Source organism: Variovorax sp. PEI5 (assembly GCF_056679935.1).
Window position 1 is genome coordinate 628,518 of record NZ_JBWXPH010000002.1, and the last position, 25,136, is coordinate 653,653.

Consider the following 25,136-nt stretch of genomic DNA (forward strand, 5'->3'; position numbering starts at 1 on the left):
TCGCGTCCGCGGCGGCATGCCATGACATGACATGACATGACATGGCTTGCCCAATAATCGACCGCGTCGTTCCCCGCCACCTCGCCGTTCCGTCCCGTGACCCTCCTCGCCGCCCTGCCCACCGACCTCCCCGCCCTGCGTCGCATGGGTCCCGCGCAATGGCGTGCGCTGCTCGATGCGCCGGCATCCGATGCCCTCGCCTGGCTGACCACGGCGGCGCGCGAGGGTCATGCCGGCGCGCAGGCGCTGCTGGGCCAGTGGCTGCTCGACGGCCGTGGCACGGCGGGATCGCAGCCCCGGCAGCGCGATGCCTTCGCGTGGTTCCTGAAGGCGGCGCAGCAGGGCGAGGCGATGGGCATGAACATGACCGGGCGCTGCTACGAGAACGGCTGGGGCGTGGCGCGCGACCTGCAGGCAGCCATCCGCTGGTTCCGGCGGGCGGCGGACCGGGACCTCGACGCCGGCCTCCACAACCTGGCCAACCAGCTGGCCTCGGGCGCGGGCCTGCCGCGCGACGACACCCGGGCGCTGGCCCTGTATCAGCGGGCGGCCGGCCTGGGCCACGCCAAGTCGATGACCAAGGCGGGCCGCCACCACGAGGAAGGCCTGGGCACGCCGAGCGATGCGGCAGCGGCGCGGGACTGGTATCGCCGGGGCGCCGAGGGCGGCGACTTCCGTGGCCAGTACCACCATGCGCGCATGCTGGCCACCGACGGCCGCGTCGACGAGGCCCTGGCGTGGCTGCGGCGCCTGCCCGCCACGGCGACGCCGGGCTTCCTCGACGAGGTCGGCCGCCTGCTGTCGGCGTCGCCCGACGCGCGCCTGCGCATGCTCGGCGACGAACTTCTTGCCCACGCCCACGCCGCCGCGGGCGGCTCGGCCGGTCGCGGCTAGCGCGGCTGGCGCGGCTAGCACGGGGGCGCCACGGCGCGCGACGGCCTTACGATCGGACGTCCTCCAGCAGCTCCCCATGCCCCTCCACCTCGACGAAGCCATCACCTTCCGCCGGCTCGAGATCCTGCTGGCCTTCATGGAGACCGGCAACCTCACGCGCGCGGCGGAGCTGCTGCGGATCAGCCCGGTCAGCGTGCATCGCGCCCTGCACGCGCTGGAGGCTGGCCTGCGCTGCACGCTGTTCCGCCACGAGGGCCGCAACCTGCACCCGACCGATGCCGCACAGGCCTTGGCCGAGGTGGCGCGCGAGGTGCTCCACACCATGGCCGAGGGCGTGCGTTCCACCCGCGAGCTGGCCGGCTACTCGTCCGACCGCATCCGCATCGGCTCGCTGTATTCGCTGACCGACCGCACGGTGCCGATGCTGGTCATGGGCATGAAGCTGCGCAAGCCCGACCTGCAGACCGAACTGGTGCTGGGCTCCAACGCCGACCTGCTGCAGAAGCTGCGCGACGGCGCCATCGACGCCGCGCTGCTGGGGCGTCCCGAGGACGCGGCCGATGTCGAATCCGAGCCGCTGTTCGAGGACGACATCCACTTCGCCGCGCCCGTCGGCTCGCGCTACGCGGCGCTGCCGGAAATCGACCTGGCGGATTGCGCGCAGGAGCGCTTCGTCACGCTGAGCGAGGGCTTCGTCACGTACGTCGGCTTCGTCGACGCCTTCCGCGTCGCCGGCTTCACGCCCCAGGTGGCCATGCGCACCGGCGACATCTTCTCGCTCATGAACCTGGTGGCCGGCGGTGTCGGCTGCACGCTGCTGCCGGGGCGGGTGCGCCACGCGATGCCGGGCAAGGTGCAGCTGATCCCATTGCAGCAGCGCTACCTGATGCGCCAGACCATCACCCTGAGCTTCCTGCGCACACGCGAGCGCGATCCCAACCTGCTGGCGCTGCTGGCGGTCTGCCGCACGGCGCGACGCGACCTGGGCTGAGCGCCGGGTTAACCCTCGATCGTTTCGCGCGGCGTAAAGGTCGCGCGCCGCGCTTCATTGATCGCGCCGCCACGGATGCGTACCGTTCGGCTCCAGGTGCGCGGCGACCCGGTCGGCGCGACGAGAAAAAACACCGGAGACACGCTCCATGACCCCCCACTGGATCTCGATCCACGCCCTGATCGCCATGTTCGTGCTCGCCACCGCCCTGCCCATCAACATGGGCGTGATCGCCTTCGTGGGCGCGTTCCTGGTCGGCACGCTGGTCGCCGGCATGAACACCAAGGCGATCATGGGCGGCTTCCCGGCCGACCTGTTCCTGACGCTGGTGGGCATCACCTACCTGTTCGCGCTGGCGCAGAACAACGGCACCATCGACTGGCTGGTGCGGCTGGCGGTGCGCGCGGTGCGCGGGCGCATCGCCGCCATCCCGTGGATCATGTTCCTCATCGCCGCGCTGCTGACATCGGTGGGCGCGGTCAGTCCGGCGGCGGTGGCCATCATCGCGCCGATCGCGCTGGGCTTCGCCGCCAGGTACGGCATCAGTCCGCTGCTGATGGGCCTGATGGTGGTGCACGGCGCGCAGGGCGGCGGCTTCTCGCCGATCAGCATCTATGGCGGCATCACCAACAAGATCGTCGCCAAGGCCGGCCTGCCGCTCGACGAGACGGCCACCATGCTGGCCAGCCTGGGCGTCAACCTGAGCGTGGCGCTGCTGCTGTTCCTCATGTTCGGCGGCATGAAGCTGCTGCGCCAGCGCGCCGACGCCATCGGCGCCATGGCGCCGGTGCGCCGCGTCGCCCATGGCCAGGGCGGCGCCCAGGTCCATGGCGACGCCGAGGGCGGGTCCTTCGGCGAGGAGCGCCGCACCGCTTCGCCCGACACCGCCTCGCTCATGGACGCCCCGGCCGCCGACCCCGCCGCCGAGGGCTCGCGGCTCCATCAGATCACCACCGTCGCCGGCCTGGTCGCCCTGGCGGTGCTGACGCTGTTCTTCAAGCAGGACATCGGCTTCGTCTCGATCACCATCGGACTGCTGCTCACGCTGATGGCGCCCCACCTGCAGAAGCGCGCGCTCGGCCAGGTGTCGTGGCCGGAGATCATGCTGATCGTCGGCGTCAGCACGTATGTCGGCGTGATGGACAAGATGGGCACGATCGACTTCGTCGGCCACAGCGTCGCCGGGCTGACCTCGCCGCTGATCGCGGCGCTGCTGCTGTGCTTCGTCGGCGCCGTGGTGTCGGCCTTCGCCTCCTCGACCGCCGTGCTGGGCTCGCTGATCCCCCTGGCGGTGCCCTTCCTGCAGGGCGATGCCGGCGTCGGCGCCATCGGCTTCATCGCGGCCATGGCGGTGTCCTCCACCATCGTCGACGTCAGTCCGTTCTCCACCAATGGCGCCCTGGTGCTGGCCAATGCCAGGGGCGTCGACCGCGATGTCTTCTTCCGCCAGCTGATGGTGTATGGCGCCATCGTCACCCTGGTGGCGCCGGTGGTGGTGTGGTTCCTTTTCGTGGTGCTCTGACGCGCCACGCGCCACCTCCCCCTCGCGCCCTTCTCCGATCGACTTCGTCCCTCCGACTCCCCAACATCACGCCATGAACCCACGCTCCTGGACCTCCAAGGCCGACCGGCGCGCCGAGCGGCTCGCCCGCGCCGCCGCCGCGCTCGGCACCCGGCTCGCCGGCAAGCGCGTCGACACCGACGCCATCGGCGACCTGCTCGAAGCCGTGCTCGAGCCCGGCGACCGCGTCTGCCTGGAAGGCAACAACCAGAAGCAGGCCGACTTCCTGGCGCGCGCGCTGGTGGCGCTCGATCCGCAGAAGGTGCACGACCTGCACATGGTGCAGTCGGTGCTGGCGCTGCCGGAGCACCTGGACGTGTTCGAGAACGGCATCGCCTCGCGGCTGGACTTCAGCTTCTCCGGGCCGCAGGGCGCACGGCTGGCCCGGCTGGTCTCGGGCGGGCGGCTGCAGATCGGCGCCATCCACACGTACCTCGAACTGTTCGCGCGCTACTTCATCGACCTGACGCCGCAGGTGGCGCTGGTCGCCGCGCACGCGGCCGACGCCGAGGGCAACCTCTACACCGGCCCCAACACCGAGGACACGCCGGTCATCGTCGAGGCCACCGCCTTCTCCGGCGGCATCGTGATCGCGCAGGTCAACGAGCTGGTCGACGGCCGTACCACCACGCTGCCGCGCATCGACATCCCGGCCGACTGGGTCGGCTTCGTGGTCAAGGCGCCGAAGCCGAACTTCATCGAGCCGCTGTTCACGCGCGACCCGGCGCAGATCAGCGAGATCCAGGTGCTGATGGCGATGATGGCCATCAAGGGCATCTACGCCGAGTACGGCGTGCAGCGCCTGAACCACGGCATCGGCTTCGACACGGCGGCCATCGAGCTGCTGCTGCCGACCTACGCCGAGTCGCTGGGGCTCAAAGGCAGGATCGGCAAGCACTGGGCGCTCAATCCGCATCCGGCGCTGATCCCGGCGATCGAGGCGGGCTGGGTCGAGTCGGTGCATTCCTTCGGCTCGGAGCTGGGCATGGAGGACTACATCCGCGCGCGCTCCGATGTCTTCTTCACCGGCCCCGACGGCAGCCTGCGCAGCAACCGGGCCTTCTGCCAGGCCGCCGGCCACTACGCCTGCGACATGTTCATCGGCTCGACCCTGCAGATCGATCTCGACGGCAACAGCTCGACCGCCACGCTCGGCCGCATCGCCGGCTTCGGCGGCGCGCCCAACATGGGCGCCGACGCGCGCGGGCGACGACATTCGAGCCCGGCCTGGCTCAAGGCCGGGCGCGAGGCACGCGCCGGCCGCACCGGCGCGGCCGGCACGCCACGCGGGCAGAAGCTGGTGGTGCAGATGGTCGAGACCTTCCGCGAGCACATGCAGCCCGCGTTCGTCGACCGGCTCGATGCCTGGACCTTGCAGGAACAGGCCGGCATGGACCTGCCACCGATCATGATCTACGGCGACGACGTCACCCACATCCTGACCGAGGAAGGCATCGCCAACCTGCTGCTGTGCCGCAGCGACGCCGAGCGCGAGCAGGCGATCCGCGGCGTCGCCGGCTACACGGCGGTCGGCCTGGCGCGCGACCGGCGGGCGGTGGAGAACCTGCGCGACCGCGGCGTCATCCGCCGGCCGCAGGACCTGGGCATCGACCCGCGCCAGGCGACGCGCAACCTGCTGGCCGCGCGCAGCATGCGCGACCTGGTGCGCGCCTCGGGCGGGCTCTACCAGCCGCCCCGGCGCTTCAGGAACTGGTGACACGCCATGGCATTGGCAATGGCACAACGGCTGGCAAGCCCCAAGGAGATCCCACGATGAGCGACGTACCCGCAGGGCTCGAGACCCTGCAGTTCCTCTACCCCGGCGACCGGCCGGCCGGCGCCTTCGCGCCGGTGCTGGTCGGCGTCGTCGGCTCCGGCAACCTGGAGGTGATGCTGGAGGCCGCCACCGACCGTGACGACTGCGCCGTGCGCGTGGAGACCTCGGCGCGCGGCTTCGGCCCGATCTGGCAGGCCGTGATGGACGACTTCCACGCCCGCCATCCGCTGGGCGGCCTGCGCGTGTCAATCAACGACATGGGCGCCACGCCGGCCGTGGTGAGCCTGCGCCTGGACCAGGCCGTGGCCGCGATCGGCCCGATCGGCCCGATCGCACCGGACGCGGGAGGCCGGCCATGATCAGCTATGCCGAATGCTCGGCGCGCGAGCGCCTGGCGCTGCTGCTGGACGCGGGCAGCTTCCACGAATGGCTGCCGCCGAGCGAGCGCGTGACCAGCCCGCACCTGGCGCAGCTGGGCGTGCCCTCGGCCTTCGACGATGGCGTGGCGGTCGGCCGCGCGCTGCTCGACGGCCGCGCGGTGTTCGTCGCCGCGCAGGAGGGCGAGTTCATGGGCGGCGGCGTCGGCGAGGTGCATGGCGCCAAGCTGGTCGGCCTGCTGCGCCGCGCCGTGCGCGACCGGCCCGCCGCCGTGCTGCTGCTGGCGGAGTCGGGCGGCGTGCGCCTGCACGAAGCCAACGCCGGGCTGATCGCGGTGTCGGAGGTGATGCGCGCCGTGCTCGACGTGCGCGCCGCCGGCGTGCCGGTGGTGGTGCTGATCGGTGGCGCCAACGGCTGCTTCGGCGGCATGGGGATCGTGGCGCGCTGCGCCGACCGCATCGTGATGAGCGATGTCGGCCGGCTGGCGATGTCCGGCCCGGAGGTCATCGAGGCCTCGCATGGCGTCGAGGAATTCGACTCGCGCGATCGCGCGCTGGTCTGGCGCACCACCGGCGGCAAGCATCGCTGGCTGATCGGCGACTGCGATGCACTGGTGGAGGACGATGTCGCGGCCTTCCGCGCCGCCGCCATCGACCTGCTGGCGATGCCGGACTGTTCGGCGCCGCCGACCCTGGCGACGCTGGAGGCCGAGCACGCGATGCTCGACCGGCGCCTGCACGCCCTGCCCCCGCAGGCCGCCGATGGCGATGCCGATGCCGACGGCATCGACACCCTCCACGCGCCCCCCGCCGCTGGCGACGGCGGGACCGACGAGGCCGTGCGCCTCTGGACCGCCCTGGGCATCGCCGATGCCGAACGCGTGCCGGAGCTCACGGTCGACGCCGTGCGCGCGCTGCGCCTGCCATGAACCCGGAGTCCCATCCCATGCACTGGAACGAACTCGTCACCCGCCTCTTCGGCGCCGACCACGGTCTGCTCGCCGATGGCGACTTCCTGCGCGGCGAGGTGCTGTTCGACGGCGCGCCGCTGAGCATCGTCGGCACCACCTACCATGCGCCGATCGGCGTGCGGCTGGCATTGGCGCAGGCGCGCGGCGTGCTCGACACCGTCGCGCGCCATCCGGGCCGCCCGATCCTGCTGCTGATCGACACCCAGGGCCAGCAGCTGCGCCGGCGCGACGAGCTGCTGGGCATCAACCGCGCCATGGCGCACCTGGGCACCGCCATCGACCTGGCGCGGCGCCAGGGCCATCGCGTCGTCGGGCTGGTGTACGACCAGGCGCTGTCGGGCGGCTTCATCACCTCGGGCCTGATCGCCGATGCCTGCTATGCGCTGCCCGAGGCCGAGATCCGCGTCATGCGGATCCCGGCCATGGCGCGCGTCACCAAATTGCCGGAGGAGCGGCTGACCGAGCTGTCCCTGTCCAACCCGGTGTTCGCGCCCGGCGTCGGCAACTACGTGGCCATGGGTGGCGTGCGCGCGCTGTGGGAGGGCGACCTGGCCGCCGCCCTGCGCAACGCGCTGGCCGACTCGCCGGTCGAGGACACCCGCGCGCGCGATGGCGCCGAGCGCGGTGGCCGCCGGCTCGCCGCCGAGGTCGCGCAGCGCGTGCTCGACGCCGCCTGAGCCCGGACATCGCGCCATGCTCCCGCGCCCGCGCCGCCACCAGCTCGCCCGGCTCACCGACACCGGCTGGGCCGACGTGCTGCGACGTCCCTGGGACGCGCAGGCGCGCGAGTGCCTGGCGCACTGGGCCTCGCGCGATCTGCCACTGGTGGTCACGCGCCAGCCGGCCGACGCCCGGGCCGGTGGCGAGCTCGCCCTGGGCCTGCCCGCGCCGCAGCGCTGGGAGCGGCGCCGGCTGGCGTTGCGCGTGCCGTCGGCGGCGGTCGTGGGCACGGCCGAATTCCCGTGCCTCGGCGAGCTGGCCGATTCCGCTGCGCCGGCCGACGCGGTCGCGCCGGTGCGCCGGCTGGCGCGCGCGCTGGCCGACCGGCTGGCCGTCCAGCGGGCCACGGCGCGGGTCTTCGGCAGCCACGGCTGGCGGCTCCTGACCGGCCTGGACCACGTGCGGCCCGCCTCGGATCTCGACCTGTGGATCGGCGTCGCGGATGTCGCGCAGGCCGACGCCGTCGCCGCGACGCTGCGCGCCTTCGATGGCCGGACGCCCCGGCTGGATGGCGAACTGGTCTTCGGCGACGGCGCGGCCGTGGCCTGGCGCGAGTGGCTCGACTGGCGCGCCGGCCGCGTGCGCGAGGTGCTGGTGCGGCGCGCCGATGGCATCGCGCTGCGGCACGACACCGACTGGTGCCGGGCATCGGCCGTGCCGGCGGGGGTGGCATGACGCGCGCGGCGCCCGTCGCGCGCCCGACCGCCGCGCGCGGTCTGCGCGGCGGCGCCGCCGACATCGGCCGCGCCGCCGTGCTGGCACTGCACGACGAGCTGGCGCTGACGCCCAAGCCGGGCCTGGTGACGCCGGTCGACGCCGGCAGCCACGACGACATGGACGCCCACACCTTCATGCGCAGCCTGTTCGCGCTGCGCCACTACTTCGTCGAGATCGCCGGCGCCGGCTTCGACGGCGCCGGCTTCGACATGCTGGAGCGCTGCGGCATCGCGGCGGAGGCGCGCATGCGCGCCGCCACGGGCGGCGTCAACACGCATCGGGGCGCGATCTTCATGCTCGGGTTGCTGTGCGCGGCGGCCGGCGCGGCGCTGCGCGCGCATGGCGCGATCGACTCGCCGCAGGCCGTGCGCGACGCGCTGTGGCGCCACTGGGGCGAGGCGCTCGCGCGGCGGAGCCGACGCGCGCCGGTGCTGCCCGGCGGCATCGCGGCGCGGCGGCTGGGGCTGCGTGGCGCCGCGCAGGAGGCCGCCCTCGCCTTTCCGATCGTCTTCGAAACCGCCGTGCCGGCGCTGCGGGCCGGCCTGGCGCGCGGCCTGAGCGCGCGGCTGGCCCGGCTCGACACCCTGTTCCACGTCATGGCGGTGCTCGACGACAGCAACCTCGCGCATCGCGGCGGCCTCGCCGGCCTGCGCGACGTGCAGGCGATGGCGCGCGGCTTCCTGGCGCGCGGCGGCAGCGCCCGGCCCGACGGACTGGCGCACGCCCGGGCCATCGCCGCGCACTGCGTCGCGCGACGCCTGTCGCCGGGCGGCGCGGCCGACACGCTCGCGGCGGCCTGCTGGGTGCTGCGGGTGACCGAGCGATGAGCTTCGCGCTGCTGTTCTCGGGTCAGGGCGCCCAGCATCCGGACATGCTGCCGTGGCTGGCCGACGACGCGCTGGTGGCCGACACGCGCGCCCGCCTGGGCATCGACGACTGGCGCCAGGCGCTGGCGGATCCCGACTGGGCGGCGCGCAACGAGCACGCGCAGGTCCTGCTGACCGGTCTCGCGCTGGCGGCCTGGCGGCAGCTGGCGCCCCGGCTGGGGGCGGCGCCGTCCGCCATCGCCGGCTACAGCGTCGGCGAGCTGGCGGCCTTCAGCGCCGCCGGCGCCTGGTCGCCCGAGGCGGCGCTCGCGCTGGCGTCATGTCGCGCGGCGGCGATGGACGCCTGCGCGACGCTCGCCCCGGGCGGTCTGCTGGCCGTCACCGGCCTGCCGGCCGCCCGGCTCGACGCCCTGCGCGCCCGGACCGGCCTGGCGCTGGCGATCCGCAATGGCGTGGATGCGGTGGTGCTGGGCGGCCCGCTCGCCGCGCTGGCGCAGGCGCAGGATCTGGCCACGCACGATGGCGCGCAGTGCCGGCGGCTGCCGGTCGGCGTGGCGTCGCACACGCCCTGGATGCGTGAGGCGGCGCTGCGCTTCGCCACGCTGCTGGAGGAGGTGCCGTTCCAGGCGCCCCGGGTGCCGCTGTTCAGCAATGCCGCCGACCGCGTGCGCGATGCCGCTTCGGCCCGGCGGGCGCTGGCGACGCAGATCGCGACCACCGTGCGCTGGGACGAATGCATGGACAACATCAGGGACCGGCAGATCCGCTGCGTGCTGGAAGTCGGCCCGGGACAGGGACTCGCGCGCATGTGGAACCAGCGCCACCCGGACGTCCCGGCGCGCGCCTGCGACGAGTTCCGCAGCGCCGCCGCCATCGCGGCCTGGCTGAGCGGCCACGCCGGCGACGACTGAGGATGGCGGCCTTCGTGGCGGCCGGACCGCAGGCGGCGGCAGCTGCTCAGTCCAGCTTGGCGTCGGCCGCCTCGACCAGCGCCTTCCAGACCGGCATGTCGCGCTGGTAGTTGCGGCGGAATTCATCCGGGCTGTTCATCAGGGCCAGGAAACCGGCGCCGACGATGCGCTCCTGCACCTTGGCGTCGCGGGCGATCTCGCGCAGGTGGCCATGGAGCGCATCCACGATCTCGCGCGGGGTGCCGGCCGGCGCGCCCATGGCGATCCAGCCGAAGATCGAATAGGCATCGTCCTGGACGCCCTGCTCGAAGATGGTGGGCACCTGCGGCAGGATCTGCATGCGCTGGCGCCCGGTGACGCCGATCGCCTTCAGGCGGCCGGCCTCGATGAAGGGCTTGGTGTTGAGCGCGCTGGAAAAACAGAACTGCAGCTGGCCGCCGATCAGGTCCTGGATCATCGGCGCCTCGCCCTTGTAGGCCGAGTGCGTCATGTCCGAGCCGGTGGTCTTGCTCATGTAGGCGCCCGCCAGGTGCGCGTACGAGCCGGTGCCCCAGGAGCCATAGGACAGCTTGCCCTTGTTGGCGCGGGCGTAGGCCAGCAGTTCCTTCATGTCGTTGGCGCCCACCGACGGATGCACCACCAGCGTCACCGGCGCCGCCGCGATCTGCGAGACCAGCGCCAGGTCCTTCTGCGGGTCGTAGGGCAGCTTGGTGTAGAGGAACTGGTTGATCAGCATCGAGGTGCTGAGCGAGACCAGCAGCGTGTGGCCGTCCGGCGCGGCCTTGGCCACGGCATCGGTGCCCAGGATGCCGGCGGCGCCGCCCTTGTTGTCGATCACCACCGGCTGGCCGATGCGCTGCGACAGCGCCTCGCCCACGGTGCGCGCGATGATGTCGGTCGCGCCGCCCGCGTTGAACGGCACCACCACGCGCACCGGCTTGCCCGGCCACGCCGTCCTCGCTGTCTGCGCCTGCGCCTGCGCCGCGCCCATCAGTCCGCCGCCCAGCACGGCCAGGCCCTGCAGCATCGAGCGCCGATTGATCTCCGAATGATTCATCTCCGTCTCCGTCTTGTGGGTTGTTCTTTCATCGTCAGCCACTGCCAGCGCTGCCCCCTGCAAGGGAGGTGAACCTATTCCGGCAGGGTCAGCACGCCCTGCTCGCGCAGGGCCTGCAGCTGCTCGTCGCTCATCGACAGCAATGCCTGCAGCACCTCGCGCGTGCCCTCGCCCAGGGTCGGCGGCGCGTTGCGGATCGGCAGGCGCCGGCCGTCGAGCCGGTAGGGCGGCGCGAACACCGGCGTCGTGCCGACCACCGGATGCGGCATGTCCTGCACCAGCTGCCCGCGCCGCGTGCGCTCCGAGGTCAATGCCTCGTGCAGGCCGGCGACGCGCCCGCACGGGATGCCGGCGGCGGCCAGGCGTTCGAGCAGCAGGTCGCGCGGGAAGGTGCGGATCAAGCCCGCCAGCATCGGACCCAGCGCCAGTCGGTTGCGGGCCCGTTCGACATTGGTGGCGAAGCGCGGGTCCTCGACGATGTCGGGCCGCTCGATCACCTGGCGGCAGAACTTGTCGAACTGCGCGTTGTTGCCCACGGCGATGATGAGCGGGCCGTCGGCGGACTCGTACATGCCATAGGGCACGATGGAGGGATGGGCGTTGCCATAGCGCTCGGGGTCGCGGCCGAGCTCCAGCGCGTCGAGCCCGTAGTAGCCGGTGATCATCAGGCCGCAGTCGTAGAGCGCCATCTCGATGAGCCGGCCCTCCCCCGTGCGCTCGCGCTTGAACAGCGCCGCCAGCACGGCCTGCGCGGCATACATGCCGGTCATCAGGTCGACCACCGCGACGCCGAACTTCAAGGGCGGCGTGCCCGCCACGCCATTGAGCGCCATCAATCCGGCCTCGCCCTGGATCACCAGGTCGTAGCCGGGCCGGGCGGCCTCGGGCCCGCTGGTGTCGTAGCCGGCCACGGCGCAGTAGATCAGGCCGGGCTTGAGCGCCTTCAACTGCTCGTAGCCCAGGCCCAGCTTCTCGGCCCCGCCGGTCTTGAAGTTGTGGATCACCACGTCGCACAGCGGCAGCAGCTCGTGCACCAGCCGCAGGCCCTGCGGGCTCTGCAGGTCGATGGTCACGGACCGCTTGTTGCGGTTCATGCTGTTGTAGTAGGTGGTCTCGGTCTTGCCGATGCGCAGGCCCCAGTCGCGCGTGTCGTCGCCGCGGCCCGGGTGCTCCACCTTGATCACCTCGGCGCCGAAATCGGCCAGCACCTGGCCGCACAGCGGGCCGGCGAACACGCGCGAAAGGTCCAGCACGCGGATGCCCTGGAGAGGCAGTTCTCTGTCGTCGTCGTTCTTCGTCGAGCCGGTCATGGCTTTGTCTCCTGTGTCTCTCATGGCGGGGCCGCGCCGCGCCGCGTGGCGGGCTCAGGCCGTCGGGGTGGCGTCCAGCGCGATGTAGCGCGCCAGGTGGTGATCCTCGTCACCCAGCTGGTGGTCGATCATGACCAGACGCTTGGCGTAGTGTGGCAGCGGCAGCTCCCAGGTCATGCCGATGCCCCCGTGCAGCTGGATGGTCTCCTCGGCCACCTGCGCGCCGATGCGGCCGATGCTGAACTTGGCGGCCGACAGCGCGCGCTCGCGCGTCGCGCGGTCGGGCGCCTCGTCGAGCGCGGCGGCGGCGTTGATGACGGCCGAGCGGGCCTGCTCGATCTCCAGCAGCAGGTCGGCCATGCGGTGCTGCAGGGCCTGGAAGCTGCCGATCGCGAGACCGAACTGCTTGCGCGTGCGCAGGTAGTCGAGCGTCGCGACCTTGGCCGCCTCCATCGCGCCCAGCGCCTCGGCGCACAGCGCCACCAGGCCGCGCCCGACCGCATGCTCGAGCGTCGCGTGGCCCTCGCCCTCGGCGCCCAGCAGCGCATCGGCGGCGAGCCGCGCGCCATCGAAGCGCAACTCGGCGACGCGGCCGCCATCGATCGCCGGGCAGCCGCGCACGCTCAGTCCGGGCGTGCCGGCGGGCACCAGGAACAGCGAGATGCCTTCCTCGTCGTCGACCCCGCCGGCCGTGCGCGCGGAGACCAGGAACACATCGGCGTGCTCGCCCTGCGTCACCGCGCTCTTGGTGCCGTGCAGCACCCAGCCGTCGCCCTCGCGCGTCGCCGTGGTGGCGACATGCGCGAGTTCGTGGTGGGCATCGGGTTCGTCGTGGGCCAGCGCGGCGACGGCGGCGCCATCGATCAGCCGGCCGAGCCAGCTCTTCTGGGCCGCGCTGCCGGCCGCGCCGAGCGCCGAGCCGACCAGCACCGCGCCCAGCAGCGGCTCGACCACCAGGCCGCGCCCCAGCGCCTCGAAGACCACGGCGATGTCGAAGCCGCCGCCGCCGAAGCCGCCATCGGCCTCGTCGAACAGCGCGCCGATCACGCCCAGCTCGGCGAACTGGCGCCACATGCCGGGATCGAAGCCCCGCGCCGATTGGGCGATGCGGTCGCGCGCGTCGAACGCATAGCGCTCGGCGACGAAGCGGTCGAGGCTGTCGGCGAGCATGCGCCGGTCTTCGGTATGTTCGAAATTCATGCGTCTCTCCCTCAGAGGCCCAGAATCATCTTGCTGATGATGTTCTTCTGGATCTCGTTCGAGCCGCCGAAGATCGACAGCTTGCGGTTGTTGAAATAGCGCGCTGCGGCGGCGGCGGCGAGCGGCGGTCCGAAGGCGGCCTCGTCGGGCCCGTCCTGCAGGGCCTCGGCGACGAAGGGCCGGGCGTGGACGCCCATCGCGCGCCGCGTGAGCGAGGAGATCTCCTGGCGGATCTCGGTGCCGCGGATCTTCAGCATCGAGCTCTCCGCGCCCGGCGCGCCGCCACCGGCCACTGCCGCGATGACGCGCAGGTTGGTGGTCTTCATGTTCTCCAGGTCGATCTCGACGCGCGCCAGCCGGGCCGCGAAGGCCGGGTCCCGCGCCAGCGGACGACCGTGGCGACGGCGCGTGGCGGCGATCTCCTTGAGCTGCGCCAGCGCGGCGACCGAGAAGCCGACGCCGGCGATGTTGGTGCGCTCGTAGGTCAGCAGGTACTTGGCGCAGGTCCAGCCCTTGTGCTCCTCGCCCACCAGGTTCTCCGCCGGCACGCGCACGTCGGAGAAGAACACCTCGTTGACCTCGTGCTCGCCGTCGAGCGTGATGATCGGGCGCACCTCGACGCCGGGCGACGTCATGTCGATCAGCAGGAAGCTGATGCCCTCCTGCTTCTTGCCCTCGCGATTCGTGCGCACCAGGCAGAAGATCATGTTGGCGTGCTGGCCGAGCGTGGTCCAGGTCTTCTGGCCGTTGACGATGTAGTGATCGCCCCGCGCGTCGGTGCCGCGCACCGCCTGCGTCTTGACCGCTGCCAGGTCGGAGCCGGCGCCGGGCTCGGAGTAGCCCTGGCACCACCAGTCGGAGCCATCGAGGATGCGCGGCAGCCAGTGGCGCTTCTGCGCCTCGTTGCCGTACTTGATGAGCACCGGCCCCAGCATGTTGACGCCGAAGGGCACGATGCGCGGCGCGAAGGCCAGCGCGCATTCGTGCTCGAAGATGAACTTCTCGATCGCGCTCCAGCCCGGGCCGCCGTACTGCTCGGGCCAGTGGTTGGCGAGCCAGCCGCGCGCATGCAGGATGGCATGCCATTCCTCCATGTCGGCCTTGGCCAGGATGCGGCCGTCGCGCACCTTCCGCGACAGCCGCGCGGGCAATTGCTCGGCGAGGAAGGCGCGCACCTCGGCGCGGAAGGCTTCTTCTTCGGGGGTGAATCTCAGGTCCATGGGAGCTCTCGTTTCTTCATTCGGTTCGGTTCAGGCTGGCGAAGTCGGCGCCGCGCTCGACCAGTTCGACCAGCAGGGGCGAGGGGCGCCAGAACACCGGGTCCTGGCGGGCGAACTCGCGGATGTCGGCCAGCACGCGCGGCAGGCCGACCGTGTCGGCGTACTTCATCGGGCCGCCGCGATGGCGCGGGAAGCCATAGCCGTGCACGAAGGTGACGTCGACGTCGAGCGGCCGCAGGGCGATGCCCTCGCGCACGACATTGGCGCCCTCGTTGATCATGGCGGCCATGTAGCGCCGCACGATCTCCTCCGGGCCGAAGGCGCGCGGCGCGATGCCCGCGCGCTGGCGCTCGGCGTCGATGATGGCCAGCACCTCGGGATCCGGCCGGCCGGCGCGCTCGCCCTGCGGATAGAGGTAGTAGCCGCGCTGCGTCTTCTGGCCGAACCAGCCGCGCTCGCACAGGCGGTCGGCGATCTGGACATAGCGAGCCGCCGGATCGCGCGTGGCGGCCTTGCGCTTGCGGGTGGCCCAGCCGATGTCGCCACCGGCCAGGTCGGAGACCTGGAACGGGCCCATCGGATAGCCGAAGTCGCGCAACGCGGCATCGATCTCGTAGGGCGAGGCGCCATCCTCCATCATGTGGTCGGCGGCCTGGCGATAGACCGCCAGGATGCGGTTGCCGATGAAGCCGTCGCAGACGCCGGCGCGCACCGGTACCTTCTTCAGCCGCCGGGCCAGCTCGAAGCCGGTGGCCACGACATCGGCGGCCACCTGGCGCGGCACCACGATCTCCAGCAGCTTCATGATGTTGGCGGGCGAGAAGAAGTGCAGGCCCAGCACGTCCTGCGGCCGCGTGATGCTGGATGCGATCTCGTCGATGTCGAGGTAGGAGGTGTTGGTGGCGAGCACGGCGCCGGGCTTGCAGACGCGGTCGAGTTCGGCGAAGACCGCCTTCTTGACCGCCATGTCCTCGAACACCGCCTCGACCACCAGGTCGACCGTGGCCAAGGCGTCGTAGGTGGTCGAGCCCGTGAAGCGCGCCATGACGGCGGCCAGGTCCTCGGCCGTCAGGCGGCCCTTGCGCAGCAGGCCGTCGTAGACCTTCTGCACATGGCCGCGACCGCGCGCCAGGCTCTCGGCATCGCGTTCGATCATCACCACCGGCAGGCCGGCGTCGAGCATCGCGACCGCGATGCCGGCGCCCATGGTGCCGCCGCCGACGATGCCGGCCGAGGCCAGGGCGCGCGGCGCGGCGGCCCGGGTCTCCGGCGCCTTCAGCACCTCGCGCTCGGCGAAGAAGGCATGCACCAGGCCGGCGCGCTGCGGACTGTCGAGGCACTGCAGGAACAGCTCGCGCTCGCGCGCCAGGCCCTGCTCGAAGGGCAGCGCGAGTGCCGCCTCGACGGCCTCGACGATCTTCGCGGGCGAGAACAGGCCCCGGCCCTTGCGCGCGGTGTCGGCGCGCGCGGCCTCGATCGCGGCCCGGCTGGCCTCGGCATCGGCCAGGCCGCGCGCATCGCGCGTGCGGCGCACCGGAGCGCGCGTGGCGGCGAGTTCGCGGGCATAGGCCAGGCCCTCGGCCCGCACGTCGGCGCCGACGCCCAGGCGATCGACCAGGCCGAGCGACAGCGCTTCGGCCGCGCCCGCGTGGCGGCCACTCAGCATCAGATCGAGCGCCGCGGCGGCGCCGATCAGGCGCGGCGTGCGCTGCGTGCCGCCGGCGCCGGGCAGCAGGCCGAGCTGCACCTCGGGCAGGCCGAGCCGGGCCGAGGGCATCGCCAGGCGGTAGTGCGCCGACAGCGCCACCTCCAGGCCGCCACCGAGCGCGGCGCCATGCACGGCGGCGACCACCGGCCGGGCGCAGGACTCGATGCGCGCGCAGACCTCGGGCAGCGAGGGCATCTGCGGCGGCAGGCCGAATTCGCGGATGTCGGCGCCGGCGATGAAGTTGCGGCCGGCGCCGATCAGCAGCACGGCGGACGCGGCGGCATCGGCCTCGGCGGCATCGAGGGCGGCCATCAGGCCGCGCCGCACGTCCACGCCCAGGGCGTTGACGGGCGGGTTGTCGATCGTCACGACGAGGATCTCGCCATCGCGCTGCCAGCTCACCGGACCGGGGGCGGTCGTCGGAGCGGACGCGGAAGCGACGGGGGGCTGGGAGTCGGTGGTGGCCATGGCGGATCTCGTCTCGGGTCGTGTCGTGTCGGGGGTGGATGGCGGGACGGGCGGCCGGGTTGCCGGCGCCCGCGCGGGGAATCCACCGGATTCTTCGGCCGAGCCGGTGTTTTGACAATTGCACAGCTGATTGACAGACTGTCAAAGAATTCTTGACACAATCGGCGCGCATGGACATCCAATCGCTCACCCTGCTGGTCGAGATCCTCGATGCCGGCAACCTGAGCGCGGCGGCGCGGCGGCTGAAGATGAGTCGCGCCAACGTCAGCTACCACCTCAACCAGCTCGAGCGCTCGGTCGGCGCGCAACTGGTGCGGCGCACCACCCGCCGCTGCGAGCCGACCGAGATCGGCGTGCGGCTGTACCAGCATGGCGTGGCGATCCAGGGCGAGCTGCTGGCGGCGCGCGAATCGGTCACCGCGCTCGGCGACGGGCTCCTGGGCCGGGTCCGGCTGAGCGTGCCGAGCGGCTATGGCCAGCTGGTGATGGCCGACTGGCTGATCGACTTCAAGCGCCGCTATCCGGGCATCGTGCTGGACGTGGTGTTCGAGAACCGCATCGAGGACCTGCTGCGCGACGAGGTCGACATCGCGGTGCGCGTGATCCCGGAGCCGCCGCAGAACCTGGTGGCGCGCGAGCTGGGGCCGGTGCGCTATGTCGCCTGCGCCGCCCGTGGCTATGTCGAGCAGCACGCGCTGCCGGTGCAGCTCGACGAACTGCATGGCGCGCCGGTGGTCACGGCCGCCGTGGTGGGCCGGCAGCTGCGCGTGTCGGCCTATCGCGGCGAGACGCGGCGCGAGGTGATCCTGGAGCCGACCCTGATCTCCGAGAACTTCCTGTTCCTGCGCCAGGCCATCCTGGCGGGCCTGGGCATCGGCCTGGTGCCGGACTACGTGGTGGCCGACGACATCCGGCGCGGCGAGGTCGTGACCGCGCTCGACGACTGGCGCCTGAGCATCTTCGGCACGCGGATGTTCATGCTCTACATGCCCGACCGCCAGCACACGCGGGCCCTGCGGACCTTCATCGATTTCGTGCTGGAGCGCGCGCGCGGCCTCCGGCCCGTGTGATGCGCCGGGGTCGTTCCGGCGACGCATCGAGTCAATTCCTGACACATCAAGGGCATCCGCAGCGACGGGCCGGCCGAGCGGCTTGTCCAGGATGGACATCCGAAGTTTCGTCAACGAAACCCCATCCCTCCGCATCTTCAGGATCTGCCATGGACAACAAACCCAACATGCCGCCCGCTTCGAACAACACGGCCGATGCCTTCAACAAGCCCCAGGGCGACTCGCGCCAGCAGGCCACCTCGTCGTCGGCCGAGATCCGCAAGGACGTCGATCGCGCCACGGGCAAGGTCGCCGACGCCGCCAAGGACGTCAAGGACCAGGCCGTGGACACCGCGAAGGATGTCAAGAACGCGAAGGACGAGGTGGTCGACAAGGCCAAGGACGTCAAGGACCAGGCGGTCGACAAGGCCAAGGACGTGAAGGACGAGGTGGTCGACAAGGCCAAGGATGCCAAGGACCAGGCGGCCGACAAGGTCGAGGAAGTCAAGGGCGAGATCGTCGACGGCGTGCAGAACGTCAAGGAGAAGGCCGCCGAGGTGGCGGACGATGCCAAGGCGACCGCCTCGCGCGTGGCCGACAAGGTGCAGCGCTCCGGCGAGAAGGCCATCGAGGCCACCCGCACCTATGCCACCCAGGCCGTCAATGCCACCGGCCGCAAGGTGCGCGACGTGCAGGACCGCTTCGATGCCGCCAAGAGCACGGCCAGCGACTACATCCACGAGGACCCGGTGCGCGCCGTCACCTATGCGGCGATCGGCAGCGCCGTCCTCACGGCCGCATTGATCGGCTTCCTCAACAACCGTCGTTGAGCCCGGCGGGGCACCGGGCATTCGCCCGGACCCCTCCCCTCCCCCGGCCCGGTCCCGCTCAGGCGTTGAGCGAGGTCTCGGTGACCGGAGGTTCGGACCAGCTCCCCGTCTCGCGTTCGTCCGGACGGCAGGCCTGAAGGAAAGGCTGGGGCGCCATGGGCCGCCCATGCAGCCAGCCCTGCTGCGACGGACAGCCATGCTGGGCCAGGAACATCGCCTGCTCCGGCGTCTCGACGCCCTCGGCCACCACGTGCAGGCCCAGGTGCGAGCCCATCGACAGGATGGAGCACACGATGCCGGCGCTGGCCACGTCGTTGGGCAAGCCGACGATGAAGCTGCGGTCGATCTTGATCTCGTGCAATGGCAACTGGCGCAGATAGCCCAGGCTCGAGAAGCCGGTTCCGAAGTCGTCGATCGAGAAGCGCACGCCCAGGGCGACCAGTTCGCGCAGGCGCTCGGTGACATGGGCGACATCGGTGATCAGCAGTCCCTCGGTGATCTCCAGGATCAGGCCATCGGCCGGCGCGCGGCTGGCCGACAACGCCTGGCGTACGTGGGCGACGAAGTCCGGGTGGTTGAACTGCACCGGGCTGATGTTGATCGCCAGGGTCTGGTCACCGCCGCCCTGGCGCAGGTCGACCAGGATGCGGCAGCCGGCATGCAGCACCCAGATGCCCAGCTCGACGATGACGCCGCAGGACTCGGCCAACGGGATGAACTGGTCCGGTGGCACCAGGCCGCGCTCGGGATGGCGCCAGCGCAGCAGTGCCTCGCCGCCGCTCACGGCTCCCCAGCGATCGACCTGGGGCTGGACGTGCAGGAACAGCTGGGGCGATCCGATCGCCGCGCGCAGGTCCTCCTCCAGGGCCAGCCGGTCGTGGAAGCCGGCCATCATGGCGTGCTCGAAGAAGATCAGGCCGCCACGGCCACCGGTCTTGGAACGCCGCAAGGCCAGCTGGGCCTCGCGCAGGACGACCAGGCCATCGATGGTGTGGGCGTCGATCAGGCTGGCGCCGGCGCTGGCGTGGATCGACAGCGTGCAGGTGCTCAGGCGGAATGGATCGGCCAGGCTGTTGAGCAGCTTGCGCGCCACGCATTCGGCGATGTGCCGCGCAGCGCCCTCCCCCAGGCCGTCGGACGGCACGACCGCCACGAACTCGTCGCTGCCGGTGCGCGCGATGACGTCGTCGCGCCGCAGCACCGCCTGGAAGCGGCGCGCCACCTCGCACAGCACCTCGTCGCCGATGTGCGCGCCATGGGCGACGTTCAGCAGCTTGAACTGGTCGATGTCCAGGCAGATCACGGCCACCGGGTCGGCGCCGTCGATCACGCGCTGGTGCGCGACGGCCAGCTGCTCGACCAGCTCGCGCCGGTCGCACAGGCCGGTCAGCGCGTCGCGGTGGCGCTCCGTGGCCGGCGCCATCACCGCCAGCGCATCCGGCGCGCCACCCAGGCCCAGCACCGGATCGGCGACGGCGCCGACCGTGGTGCGGCCGGTCTCGGCGATGACGAAGCCGCCCTTGCCCGACTGCTTGACCGCGTACATGGCGGCATCGGCGGCATGGATCAGGGTCTTGGAATTGGCGGCATGCAGCGGATAGCTGGCCACGCCGACGCTGGCGCCGACCCGGGCCAGTTCGCCGTTGGGCAGGGCGAAGGCGACGCGGAAGCTCTCGATCAGCCGCCCGGCCAGTTCGCCGATGCTCGGATGGGTGGCATCGACGCCGATGATCATCACCACCAGCTCGTCGCCGCCCAGCCGGCCGACCACATCGCAGGTGCGATGGAACAGGGCCCGCAGGCGCTGGGCCGCCTCGACCAGCACGGCATCGCCGGCGGCATGGCCCCAGCGGTCGTTGACGCCCTTGAAGCCGTCGAGGTCGATGAACATGAGGGTCACCGCGCCCTCGTCGCGGCGCGCCGTGTAGACATGCTGGCCGAGCGAGGATTCGATGAAGGCGCGGCTCTTGAGGCCGGTCAGGGCGTCGTGCTCAGCGCGATGCTGGGCGGCATGCTCCTGCACCTTGCGCTGGGTGATGTCGTAGAGCACGCCCTCGACGCGATGCCGGCCCGAGGCCGCGTCCACCAGCACCGACACCATGCAGTGCGCCCACAGGGTGCTGCCATCCCCGCGCACCAGCTCCAGGTCGGCCGCCTCCGGCTGCGCCGAGGCCCGGGCCTGCTCCACCAGCCGCGACAGGCGTGACGGCAGCAGGAACACGGTGCCGGCGAAATCCGGCATGCGCTCGGCGTTCAGGGCCTCGGCCGGCAGGTCCAGCAGGCGGCTCAACGCCGGATTGGCCTGCAGCAGTTCGCCGGCTTCGGACAGGATGAAGATGCCGGCGCTGGTGGAATCGAAGATGCCCCGGTAGCGGGCCTCCAGCGCGGCGATCTCGCCGCGCATGGCGCGCTCGCGCTCGAGCGCCTGCTGCTGCAGGTCGAGCAGGCGGTTGACCGCCGCCGTCACGATGCCGACCTCGTCGTGGGTGTGGCTCGACGCGATGGCGAGCCGCTCCGAGGTACCAGGCTCGAGACGCGCCAGGGCCTCCGCCAGCCGATGCATCGGACGCGACAGGAGCCGACGCGCCAGTGCGTTGAAGACCAGCAGCACGCCCGCCAGCAGCACGATCAGCGCCGCCACCAGGGTCGCGGCCTGCCGGCGCGCCTCGGCTTCGAGCCGGGTCGAGTCGAGCCAGACGCGCAGCCGCCCGACCACCTCGTCGGGGTTGAAGGGCGAGGCCAGCGCCGACTCGAACGAGGACGGCTCGGACGGACCGGCCGCGCCGGCGGCGGCGAGCGCGCGCGAGGCGCCGCCGGCCGAGGCCATGGGCTGGCCCGCGAGGTCCTGCACGCTGACCCAGGAGACCGAGGGATGGTGGGCCAGTCCGCCGACGAGCTCCTTGAGCAGGACGTCGTCGCGCGCGTAGGCGCCGACGGCCACGGTCTGATGCACGGCCGCGACGATGGCGCGCGCCGAGGTCTCGCCGGCCTCCATGTAGTGCGAGCGGGCGCTGTGATAGACCACCGTGGAGACCACGGCCGCCAGCAGCGTGGCGATGCCGAAGACGACGGTCCGGAAACGGGCGTGGAGACTGCGACTGTGCATGGAAGTGGGACGCAAGGAGGAAGTCGGCTCAGGGCAGGCGCAGCACCACGCGGACCGAGCCGTCGGACGGTTCGCGGGTGAGGTAGCCGATGGCCGTGGGGTCGGCGCGCAGGCGCTGGATCATGGCCGCGTCGTCGTCGACGTTGCGCGGCGGCTGCACCTGGCCGGTGAAGTGCAGGCGGGCCCAATAGCTGTTGATGCGGGCGATGTCCATGCCGGTGAGGGCCTGGTAGAAGTCGGCGCGCGCGGCGCCGTCGTGCTGCTGGTCCCAGGGCGTCGCGGACTCGCCGCCCGGCAGTGTGCGGGTGCGCCCGGTGTAGAGCGCCAGCACGTCCTTCTGCGCCAGCGACCGCACCGGGCTCTGCGCCGAGACGACCACGTAGATGGTGTCGGCCGCGCGCGTCCGGACCGGCGTCCAGGCCAGCGCCGCCGACAGGGACAGCGCGATCAGCGGACGCATGCGGCAGGTGAAGGTCTTGCCCATCATTGCCCCCAGACGAAGTCGACCAGCACCGACATCAGGATGCCGTGCGCGCCACGCTCGTCGGCGAAGCGCCAGCCGGCACCGCCGTTGCGGCGCACGTCGAAGCGGTCGAGCTGCAGTTTCAGCGCGGCGTTGGGCCTGAAGTCCCAGCGCAGGCCGACGCCGACCGTGCCCTGGTCGAAGCGATAGTTGTCGCCGGCGGTGACGGCATAGCCGGCCAGCGCCTGCGCCTGCGCGGCGCCCTGCGGGCCGATGATCGGCGCCAGCGTGCCCGCCAGGTCGGGCGTCGAGAGCGCCGGCTGGTCGGGCCGCACCCGGCTGGCGACGCCGTAGTAGGTGAAGTCGCCATGACGGTAGCCGGCGCTGACATAGGCCCGCTTCGCGCTCAGCGGACTGTTCGGCACGCGCAGCAGGCTGCCTTCGGCGGTGAAGGTCCAGGGGCCGGTGTCGTATTGCGCCGCCAAGGCCCAGTAGCTGGCGAAGCCACGGGTCCAGAGGTTCTGGTTCAGCGTGTCGAGCGTGCCGGCCAGTCCGGGCACCGGCAACTGGCCCAGCTGGTCCAGGGCGCCGCGCAGTTGTCCCGGGCCGGGGCCGGTGTCGACCGCCAGGCGGCTGCGCAGGTAGCTCGCCTTGAGCAGCAGACCACCCTGCTCCCGCGTCAGGCCGAGCGCCAGGGTGTCGCGTCCGCGCATCTTGACGCGGTTGCCCTCGAGGTCCGTCACGCTGGAGCGGACCGAACCACCCGACAGCCGGGCGCGCCAGAGTGCGTCGGCCCCGGACCAGCGCTGCTCCAGGTCGATGCCGTCGAGCGAGGCCAGCGGCGCGAAGCCGTAGAAGTCGACCGGGGGCCGGGCCCAGGGCAGCGCGAAGCCGACATTGCGGCTGTCGGCGAACAGGAAGATGTCCGGGCTGGTGCGGCCGATGCGCACACGCGTGTCGGGCAGCGGCCGATAGCCCAGGTAGGCCCACTCGATGCTTTCGGAGACCGGCGTGCCGGAGGGCTTGGACAGCAGGACGCCCTGTACCCCGGCTTCCCAGCGCGTGCCGGGCGTCCAGTTCAGTTGCATGCCCAGGCGCGAGTCCGGTCCGGCGCTGACGGGCGACGTCGCGCCGAGCTGCGCGGTGTTGCGCAGGAAGCCCCAGTCGTGGCCGCCGGCCTGGCCGACGATGCCCAGGGTGCCGAAGCCGCTCACCTTCCAGGGCGAATCGGGTGAGCCCTGCGCATGCGCCGGCAGGAATACGGCGGCGGCCAGCAGCGCCGCCACCGCCAGGGACGAGGCCGCGCGATGGGCGGTGCGGGTCGGCCAGGGCCGTGGGGAGCGCTTCGTGCGCGAGAAGGTGACTCGTGGGAGATGCATGTCGATCCGAAGGCCGCGTGGGCGGTTTCCTTCACTGTTCGACACCCCGCGCGCGAAGTTGAGAGCGCTTTACGACCTGGAAGCGAAATAATTCGGCGATTTGGCGGAACGATGTCCGGATCGCGGACCACCGGGGCACCGGAAGCGGCGACCTGTCTGGCGCCGGTGCGGGGCGGAACGCGCTGCGCGCGAGTCGCCGGGCCGCCCGGCCCTCCCCTGGCGCGCGGCTGCCGACGGTGCTGGCGCTGGCCCTGATCCCGGCCCGGTCCACCGGTCCCGGCGGCTTCCAGCGGCGTGCCACCACCGTGAGATGGCCACGGTGAGCAGCATGGGCCTCTTTGCCACCGCGCCGATGCGGGCGGACGCCGAGGGACGCCAGCGGCCCGGCACTGGCGCCCGCGGCCGGGTCGACCGCTGGATCAGCCCGCGACGAGGCCCGCCGAAGTCACGCCGGCGATGCAGATCGCCTCGTCCTCGTCGCCCGTGCCACCGCTCGCGCCGACGGCACCGACGATGCGACCGTCGGCATCCTTGATCAGCACCGCGCCGGGCTGCGGCAGGAAGCGGCCCGACGAGGTGGCGGCCAGCGAAAGGAAGAAGTTCGGGTTGCCCTTGGCGCGTTCGCCGAGCACCCGGCTCGAGACGCCCATGCCGACGGCGCCCCAGGCCTTCGCCTGCGCGATCTCGAAGCGGAACATGCTCGCGCCGTCGGCGCTCGCGAAGGCCTTGAGATGGCCGGAGGCGTCCAGCACGGCGATGGCCATGGGCGCATAGCCCGACTGGTCCGACTCGAGGAAAGCCCCGGAGATGATCTGTTGGGCCTGGGCGAGAGTGAGCGTGGTCATGAATGGAAGCGGAATAAGGGATGGAGGAATCCGGCGTTGCCCCGATGCCTGGAGCGAACGACGGACGACGCGAACCCGGGCCGCGCGGCGAGACCCCGGCAGGCGACGACCGCATCGACATCACCATGATCGTCGAGACGGTCATGGTCCTTGCTGTCGACGGCGATGGATGTCAGGGACCGAGGCTGCTCGCTGGAGCGATCCTGATTCGCCAACCGAGTGTGGGCCCACGGTGCCCGGCGGCCTGCCGGACGAGCCCGCATGTTGCGCGACCCGGGAACGGGTGTCGTCTGGTCAGGAGGGACCCTTCGCGCATCGGGTCGTGCGCGACGCAGGACCGAACTCGGGCGATGGGCCGATGGGCCGATGGGCGATGGGCGATGGGCGATGGGCGGATGGGCGGATGGGCCGATGGGCCAGGCGGCTGTCTCGACATGGCCTTGTCCAGTGGAGCGAGCGCACGGCGCCTGCCCGTGCCGATGCTGCGAAGGGGCGCAGGCACTCCGACGGGTCCTTTGTCCAAGTTTGCATTGGCTAACATGTTCGCAATGTCAGAAGGGGGTGGCGACGCGATTGTGCGCCTGGCTCCTGAATTCCACAGGCCTCCTGTCAAGACATGCGACGTGCATGTGTGCGGTTGCGGCCTGGGTCTGGAACGGTGGTTCTCCTGCGACATTCGGCGGTGATTGCATCGATGAGCGATTCCTTGAAGGCTCGATGGATGGGCTTCACATCGCGCGACACGGACTTCGGCC

General features: G+C 71.8%; 21 protein-coding genes. 12 read left to right on the plus strand and 9 right to left on the minus strand.

The window, feature by feature from the left end; all coding sequences use genetic code 11:
- The first annotated feature begins 96 nt into the window (after nt 1-96).
- The 10 genes from AC1MLT_RS19315 (at nt 97) to AC1MLT_RS19360 (ending at nt 9,746) form a co-directional block, all read left to right on the plus strand.
- Nucleotides 97-894 carry a tetratricopeptide repeat protein gene (locus AC1MLT_RS19315; protein ID WP_481035782.1) on the plus strand — a complete coding sequence of 266 codons (798 nt, stop codon included), beginning with the start codon at nt 97-99 and terminating at the stop codon, nt 892-894.
- Between the two features lie 76 nt (nt 895-970).
- Nucleotides 971-1,885, plus strand: a complete 915-nt coding sequence (locus AC1MLT_RS19320; protein WP_481035783.1) for a LysR family transcriptional regulator — start codon at nt 971-973, stop codon at nt 1,883-1,885.
- A 148-nt stretch (nt 1,886-2,033) separates the two neighbouring features.
- Nucleotides 2,034-3,407, plus strand: a complete 1,374-nt coding sequence (locus tag AC1MLT_RS19325; protein WP_481035785.1) for an SLC13 family permease — start codon at nt 2,034-2,036, stop codon at nt 3,405-3,407.
- Between the two features lie 73 nt (nt 3,408-3,480).
- Nucleotides 3,481-5,163, plus strand: a complete 1,683-nt coding sequence (gene mdcA / locus AC1MLT_RS19330; RefSeq protein WP_481035787.1) for a malonate decarboxylase subunit alpha — start codon at nt 3,481-3,483, stop codon at nt 5,161-5,163.
- 56 nt (nt 5,164-5,219) lie between these two features.
- Nucleotides 5,220-5,582 (plus strand): malonate decarboxylase acyl carrier protein, encoded by a 363-nt coding sequence (gene mdcC, locus AC1MLT_RS19335; RefSeq protein WP_481035788.1) that lies wholly within the window; start codon nt 5,220-5,222, stop codon nt 5,580-5,582.
- Nucleotides 5,579-6,529, plus strand: a complete 951-nt coding sequence (locus tag AC1MLT_RS19340) for a biotin-independent malonate decarboxylase subunit beta (RefSeq protein WP_481035790.1) — start codon at nt 5,579-5,581, stop codon at nt 6,527-6,529. Before mdcC ends, AC1MLT_RS19340 begins: the two co-directional genes overlap by 4 nt.
- Before the next feature lie 17 nt (nt 6,530-6,546).
- On the plus strand, nt 6,547-7,248 hold the full coding sequence (locus AC1MLT_RS19345; protein ID WP_481035791.1) for a biotin-independent malonate decarboxylase subunit gamma: 702 nt from the start codon (nt 6,547-6,549) through the stop codon (nt 7,246-7,248).
- Between the two features lie 16 nt (nt 7,249-7,264).
- A complete protein-coding gene (gene mdcG / locus AC1MLT_RS19350) occupies nt 7,265-7,966 on the plus strand; it encodes a malonate decarboxylase holo-[acyl-carrier-protein] synthase (RefSeq protein WP_481035792.1) in 702 nt (233 codons plus the stop codon).
- Nucleotides 7,963-8,835: a triphosphoribosyl-dephospho-CoA synthase MdcB gene (mdcB, locus tag AC1MLT_RS19355; protein WP_481035866.1), complete on the plus strand. Its 873-nt coding sequence runs from the start codon at nt 7,963-7,965 to the stop codon at nt 8,833-8,835. Before mdcG ends, mdcB begins: the two co-directional genes overlap by 4 nt.
- Nucleotides 8,832-9,746, plus strand: coding sequence for an ACP S-malonyltransferase (locus tag AC1MLT_RS19360; RefSeq protein ID WP_481035794.1), 915 nt, complete (start codon nt 8,832-8,834; stop codon nt 9,744-9,746). The genes mdcB and AC1MLT_RS19360 overlap by 4 nt, the downstream gene beginning before the upstream one ends.
- A gap of 46 nt (nt 9,747-9,792) precedes the next feature.
- Here the strand turns inward: AC1MLT_RS19360 and AC1MLT_RS19365 are convergent, their stop codons facing one another.
- From AC1MLT_RS19365 to AC1MLT_RS19385, 5 genes are all read right to left on the minus strand, one after another.
- On the minus strand, nt 9,793-10,803 hold the full coding sequence (locus AC1MLT_RS19365; RefSeq protein ID WP_481035795.1) for a Bug family tripartite tricarboxylate transporter substrate binding protein: 1,011 nt from the start codon (nt 10,801-10,803) through the stop codon (nt 9,793-9,795).
- 74 nt (nt 10,804-10,877) lie between these two features.
- Nucleotides 10,878-12,113, minus strand: a complete 1,236-nt coding sequence (locus AC1MLT_RS19370) for a CaiB/BaiF CoA transferase family protein (RefSeq protein WP_481035797.1) — start codon at nt 12,111-12,113, stop codon at nt 10,878-10,880.
- Nucleotides 12,114-12,167: 54 nt separating this feature from the next.
- Complete coding sequence (locus AC1MLT_RS19375) at nt 12,168-13,313, minus strand: acyl-CoA dehydrogenase family protein (RefSeq protein ID WP_481035798.1); 1,146 nt, start codon at nt 13,311-13,313, stop codon at nt 12,168-12,170.
- Between the two features lie 11 nt (nt 13,314-13,324).
- Nucleotides 13,325-14,533 carry an acyl-CoA dehydrogenase family protein gene (locus AC1MLT_RS19380; protein WP_481035800.1) on the minus strand — a complete coding sequence of 403 codons (1,209 nt, stop codon included), beginning with the start codon at nt 14,531-14,533 and terminating at the stop codon, nt 13,325-13,327.
- A 16-nt stretch (nt 14,534-14,549) separates the two neighbouring features.
- Nucleotides 14,550-16,709: a 3-hydroxyacyl-CoA dehydrogenase NAD-binding domain-containing protein gene (locus tag AC1MLT_RS19385; RefSeq protein ID WP_481035801.1), complete on the minus strand. Its 2,160-nt coding sequence runs from the start codon at nt 16,707-16,709 to the stop codon at nt 14,550-14,552.
- A gap of 170 nt (nt 16,710-16,879) precedes the next feature.
- On the opposite strand from AC1MLT_RS19385, the gene AC1MLT_RS19390 reads away from it, so the two are divergent.
- Both AC1MLT_RS19390 and AC1MLT_RS19395 read left to right on the plus strand, forming a co-directional pair.
- Complete coding sequence (locus AC1MLT_RS19390) at nt 16,880-17,779, plus strand: LysR family transcriptional regulator (RefSeq protein WP_481035802.1); 900 nt, start codon at nt 16,880-16,882, stop codon at nt 17,777-17,779.
- A 149-nt stretch (nt 17,780-17,928) separates the two neighbouring features.
- Nucleotides 17,929-18,588, plus strand: coding sequence for a hypothetical protein (locus AC1MLT_RS19395; protein WP_481035803.1), 660 nt, complete (start codon nt 17,929-17,931; stop codon nt 18,586-18,588).
- A 58-nt stretch (nt 18,589-18,646) separates the two neighbouring features.
- Here AC1MLT_RS19395 and AC1MLT_RS19400 read toward each other — a convergent pair whose 3' ends face one another.
- The 4 genes from AC1MLT_RS19400 to AC1MLT_RS19415 all read right to left on the minus strand — a co-directional run bounded on the left by AC1MLT_RS19400 (nt 18,647) and on the right by AC1MLT_RS19415 (nt 24,381).
- The gene (locus AC1MLT_RS19400) at nt 18,647-21,694 is read right to left on the minus strand and encodes a sensor domain-containing protein (RefSeq protein ID WP_481035804.1); all 3,048 of its coding nucleotides are present in this window, start codon (nt 21,692-21,694) and stop codon (nt 18,647-18,649) included.
- A gap of 28 nt (nt 21,695-21,722) precedes the next feature.
- On the minus strand, nt 21,723-22,154 hold the full coding sequence (locus tag AC1MLT_RS19405; RefSeq protein WP_481035805.1) for a hypothetical protein: 432 nt from the start codon (nt 22,152-22,154) through the stop codon (nt 21,723-21,725).
- A gap of 23 nt (nt 22,155-22,177) precedes the next feature.
- Nucleotides 22,178-23,536 carry a hypothetical protein gene (locus tag AC1MLT_RS19410; RefSeq protein ID WP_481035806.1) on the minus strand — a complete coding sequence of 453 codons (1,359 nt, stop codon included), beginning with the start codon at nt 23,534-23,536 and terminating at the stop codon, nt 22,178-22,180.
- A gap of 419 nt (nt 23,537-23,955) precedes the next feature.
- On the minus strand, nt 23,956-24,381 hold the full coding sequence (locus tag AC1MLT_RS19415) for a GlcG/HbpS family heme-binding protein (RefSeq protein ID WP_481035808.1): 426 nt from the start codon (nt 24,379-24,381) through the stop codon (nt 23,956-23,958).
- Nucleotides 24,382-25,136: the final 755 nt, after the last annotated feature.